General features: G+C 64.6%; 4 protein-coding genes and 2 pseudogenes. All 6 read right to left on the bottom strand.

What is annotated here, in order from left to right; genetic code table 11:
• Nucleotides 1–224, bottom strand: a pseudogene (locus tag EOA36_RS30385) (tRNA (N6-isopentenyl adenosine(37)-C2)-methylthiotransferase MiaB); the annotation flags it as partial.
• 75 nt (nucleotides 225–299) lie between these two features.
• Complete coding sequence (locus tag EOA36_RS30380) at nucleotides 300–1,100, bottom strand: 1-acyl-sn-glycerol-3-phosphate acyltransferase (RefSeq protein ID WP_127280631.1); 801 nt, start codon at nucleotides 1,098–1,100, stop codon at nucleotides 300–302.
• Between the two features lie 26 nt (nucleotides 1,101–1,126).
• Nucleotides 1,127–1,621 (bottom strand): ribosomal protein S18-alanine N-acetyltransferase, encoded by a 495-nt coding sequence (gene rimI / locus EOA36_RS30375; RefSeq protein ID WP_127280630.1) that lies wholly within the window; start codon nucleotides 1,619–1,621, stop codon nucleotides 1,127–1,129.
• A gap of 82 nt (nucleotides 1,622–1,703) precedes the next feature.
• On the bottom strand, nucleotides 1,704–2,381 hold the full coding sequence (gene tsaB, locus EOA36_RS30370) for a tRNA (adenosine(37)-N6)-threonylcarbamoyltransferase complex dimerization subunit type 1 TsaB (protein ID WP_127280629.1): 678 nt from the start codon (nucleotides 2,379–2,381) through the stop codon (nucleotides 1,704–1,706).
• Nucleotides 2,382–2,489: 108 nt separating this feature from the next.
• On the bottom strand, nucleotides 2,490–3,596 hold the full coding sequence (locus EOA36_RS30365; protein ID WP_127280628.1) for a DUF1513 domain-containing protein: 1,107 nt from the start codon (nucleotides 3,594–3,596) through the stop codon (nucleotides 2,490–2,492).
• Between the two features lie 2 nt (nucleotides 3,597–3,598).
• Nucleotides 3,599–3,726, bottom strand: a pseudogene (locus EOA36_RS38565) (peptidase M75, Imelysin); the annotation flags it as partial.

The raw sequence follows: 3,726 nt of genomic DNA, 5'->3' as shown, positions 1-3,726 counted from the left end.
TCCCTGATGTGGCAGGTGTTGAGCAGCACCAGATCGGCTTCGCCGATGGCATCGGTCGCGGTATAGCCGTCGGCGGCCAGCGCGTCGGTCATGCGCTGAGAATCATAGACGTTCATCTGGCAGCCATAGGTCTTGATGAAGACCTTCTTCTCTGCCGTGGCGCGCACCGCCGGCTGTCCGGCCGCAGTGCCGATGTCGTCGCTTTCAATCGTGTTCAAGTCCATCCGGCGGCTTCTAACGCCTTTCCGTGACAAAAAACAGACGATTCTCGGCATGCGCCGGCTGGCTCCTGCCGGCGGCTAACGGCTCGGGAGGGGATCGGCGAGCGCCGCCTGCATCATCTCGCGCACCCGGCCTTCCATCAATTTGGCCGTTTCCTTGCGGTTGGAGCCCTTGGCAAAGGCGATCGGTTCGCCGAAATGCACCTCGACGTCGAGCGCGCCCTCGGCCATCAGCACCTTGAGATGCGGCATCAGGTCCTCGTCGCCGATCCAGGCCGCGATCGGGCGGTGGCGGCGGCCAAGCGGCACGCCGTGCAGGCGCGTGTAGACGATCGCCACCGGCTGGATGAACACTTCCTGCGCGGCACCTTCCGAGATCGCCATCGAGGCCGCGCCGAACAGCGTGCTCTTGAAAGGCAGGACGATATTGCCGTCACCGGTCGACCCCTCCGCGAACAGCACCATGGCGTCGCCCTTGGCCATGCGGCTGGCGATCTCGCTGGCCTGATCGCCCGAGGAGCGCTTGCGCTCACGCTCGATGAAGACGGTGCGTTGCAGCTTCGACAGCATGCCGATCAGCGGCCAGCCTTCCATGTCGGCCCGGGCGATGAATTTCACATCGGCAAAAGAGCCCAGCACCATGATGTCGGTCCAGGAGATGTGGTTGGAGGCAACCAGCAAGGGGCGTTTGTCGGAGAGCGTCCCCTTGACATGAATACGCATGCCGAGCGCCCGGATGATCAGCCTATGCCAGATCTTGAGGATGACGGTTTCCGGCCACCAGCCGGTTTTCATCGACAGGATCTGCAGCGGCACGAAAACCAGCGACCCGGCGACGACGAGGCCCAGCGCCAGGAAAATCCTGATTTTTCCGATCATATGTCCTGGCCCTACCCGATCCCTCGCTAGCGAAGATCGCGGCGCATGACAAGCGCGCCTGTCGGCCGGCGATCGGGCGACTTGTAGTAATCCGGGCGCTTGCCGACTTCCCGAAAACCCAGCCGACGATAGAGGGCGATCGCGGCGGCATTGGTCTCGTCGACCTCGAGGAACAGGGCCTCGGCGCGTTGCGAATGCAGTTCGCGCAGCACGGCGTCCATCAACTGCCAGCCCAATCCCTGGCGGCGATGCGACCGCGCCACCGCGACGGTCAGGATTTCGCCTTCGCCAGCGGCCAGCCGGGCGAGGACGAAGCCAACAGGCGGCTTGGCGCCCTGCCCGGTTTCGCGGGCGGCATAACCGAACACGGTGTCCTGTTCGAGCAAGGCGGCGAACTCACCGTCGGTCCATGGGCGGACAAAATCCTCGCGGTGCAGCACCGATATAGCGGGGCTGTCGGTGATCCTGAGCGGCTCGAGCGCGTAGTCCCGGCGACGCGATTGGAGAAAAGGTATGCGCATTAACTCTCGTTTTCTCGTCTGACCATGATCTCTGGACAAACGGGGCCGTTTGTCCGCGAAAACCGGCTTCCACTTTTCGGGATCATGGTCTTTGCCTCGAAAGTATAAACCCGGCCTGTGGCTTGGCATCGGCACCGCGCAGATAAAGCGGTTTCGGCCTTTCGCCCTGCCCCTTTGCGGCAGCCAGCCGGGCGTAGGTGAGAATGTCGGCGGTGGCCGTCCGAGGCCCGATGTCGAAGGGTCGGCCGGCCGCTTCAGCGATCGGCGTCGCGGCCGTGCCGGCAAGCACCGCGGAACGTTCCGACGCCATGGCCGCCGCATTCGCAAGCGTGGCCACGGCCGGACCGTAAGTCAAAACTGACATTTCATCGTAGAGAGCGGCATGGATTTCCTCCCGTCCGGCATCGAGCGCCGCCAGCACGGCACGGCCTGGAAATGCGGTGACCGCCTCGGCAGCCAGCGCCTCGAGGGTTGTCACCCCGATTGCCGGCACCTTGAGCGCCAGCGCCAGGCCGCGCGCGGTCGACACGCCGACACGCAGGCCGGTGAAGGACCCGGGGCCGACGGAGACGGCAATGGCGCCAAGGTCGGCGTAGCCGTTCGCACCGGCGTTCAGCGCCTCTGCGATGACGGCCATCAGGTGCTCGGCATGGCCTTTGCCCAGATCCAGCACCGAACGGCCGAGTTCCTGCCCGACCGCCGCGTCGTAGACGCAGGCGGCGCAGAGGCTGGCGGCACAGTCGATGGCAAGGACCTTCATGAAACGACCGGTTGCTAGAAACAATTCCCTGTGCCCGCCACAGCGCGCAACCGCAAGGGTATAGTGCACAATTTGTTAAGCGGCTTCGGTTTGGGCTGGCAGAAGAGCTTATGCCGCCTGCTCTATTCGCAGCATGTGATTGTCCCAGACATAGTCCGGTTCCGACCGCGTGGCACCACTGTCCTCGATGATCTCGCCGGCGCCCGTTGTGGCCATGAACCCGGCCCCGTCAGGGGCCACGCCGCAGACCTCGACCAGCGTATTGGAGGAGACGACCCCGCCCCTGCCCGCATCGATGACGACCAGCGAATTGCCCTCCGGCGAGGATACGGCAACGGTACCGGCAACAGGATTGGCGGCGACCGAGCCGATATAGTTGCGGAAGCCGGATAGCAAAGTCTGCGGCATGTCGAGCAAAGCCAGATCCTTGCCACGCGCGGCGCGGCCGACCAGCAACGGACGATCGGTGCCCGGCCCCCGGTACTGGCAACCGAACCAGACGGTGCCGGACCGGTCTGCATCCATGTGGCGGATCGACAGCTGGTGCAGTGCAGCCGGCAATTCATGTTTTTCGATGAGATCCCCGGTGACGCGGTCGACCAGCACATAGGACGGTTTCATGGTGGCGATGTTGAGCTCGGCGCGGCCATAGTCGGGATGGGTCTCGATGCCGCCATTGGCGACCGCGATCGTCCTGCCGTCGCCCAAGAGCAGAAGTTCGTGCGGACCCATGCCGTAGGTGGGGAATTCGCCGATGCGATTGAATTTCGCCCGCGCGTCATAGACGCCGACCACGCCGGCCGCGTTGTCGAAATCGTTCTCGGTGGCGTAGAGCAACGCGCCGTCGGGCGAGAACACGCCATGGCCGAAGAAATGCCGGCCGGCGATGCTGGCGATGGTCAGCGGAGCGTCGCGCCCGGTGTGATCGAACACGACGGCGAAGGTGCCGGGCTGGCGGGCGAAAACCACCGAACGCCTCGATGCGGGATCGAAGGTGACGTCGTGGCCGCGATCGGGCAGGTCGATCGCATGCAGCACCTTGCCGGCCTCGGACAGGACGGCGGCGCCAAAACTGCCATCGCGCTTGACGAAGGCGGTGGCAAAGACGGCATCCGCAGCAAGCGTGGTTGCCCAGGCTGAGGGCGTCACCGCGGCGGCAAAGCCGATGCCGGCGGCCCTGAGGAAATCGCGGCGATCGATGAGCAATCTCTTCATGCTCAGTCCCCATCCAGCGACGAGAAGCCGGCGGTCAGGCCGAATTCGGCGGTCAGCCTGGTGCCGATCAGGGTCGACAGGCTGGAGGTGATCAGGACGAGATGCTCGAGTTTTTCGCGCAGCGCCGGAT

This window comes from Mesorhizobium sp. M8A.F.Ca.ET.021.01.1.1 (assembly GCF_003998025.1).
Taxonomy (GTDB): domain Bacteria; phylum Pseudomonadota; class Alphaproteobacteria; order Rhizobiales; family Rhizobiaceae; genus Mesorhizobium.
Note: the sequence above shows the minus strand (reverse complement) of the source record. Positions and strands in the feature narration are given on the sequence as shown.

Coding starts and splice junctions, on each gene's coding strand:
- EOA36_RS30365 (WP_127280628.1), bottom strand. CDS start 3,596: ATGAAGAGATTGCTCATCGATCGCCGCGATTTCCTCAGGGCCGCCGGC.
- EOA36_RS30380 (WP_127280631.1), bottom strand. CDS start 1,100: ATGATCGGAAAAATCAGGATTTTCCTGGCGCTGGGCCTCGTCGTCGCC.
- rimI (WP_127280630.1), bottom strand. CDS start 1,621: ATGCGCATACCTTTTCTCCAATCGCGTCGCCGGGACTACGCGCTCGAG.
- tsaB (WP_127280629.1), bottom strand. CDS start 2,381: ATGAAGGTCCTTGCCATCGACTGTGCCGCCAGCCTCTGCGCCGCCTGC.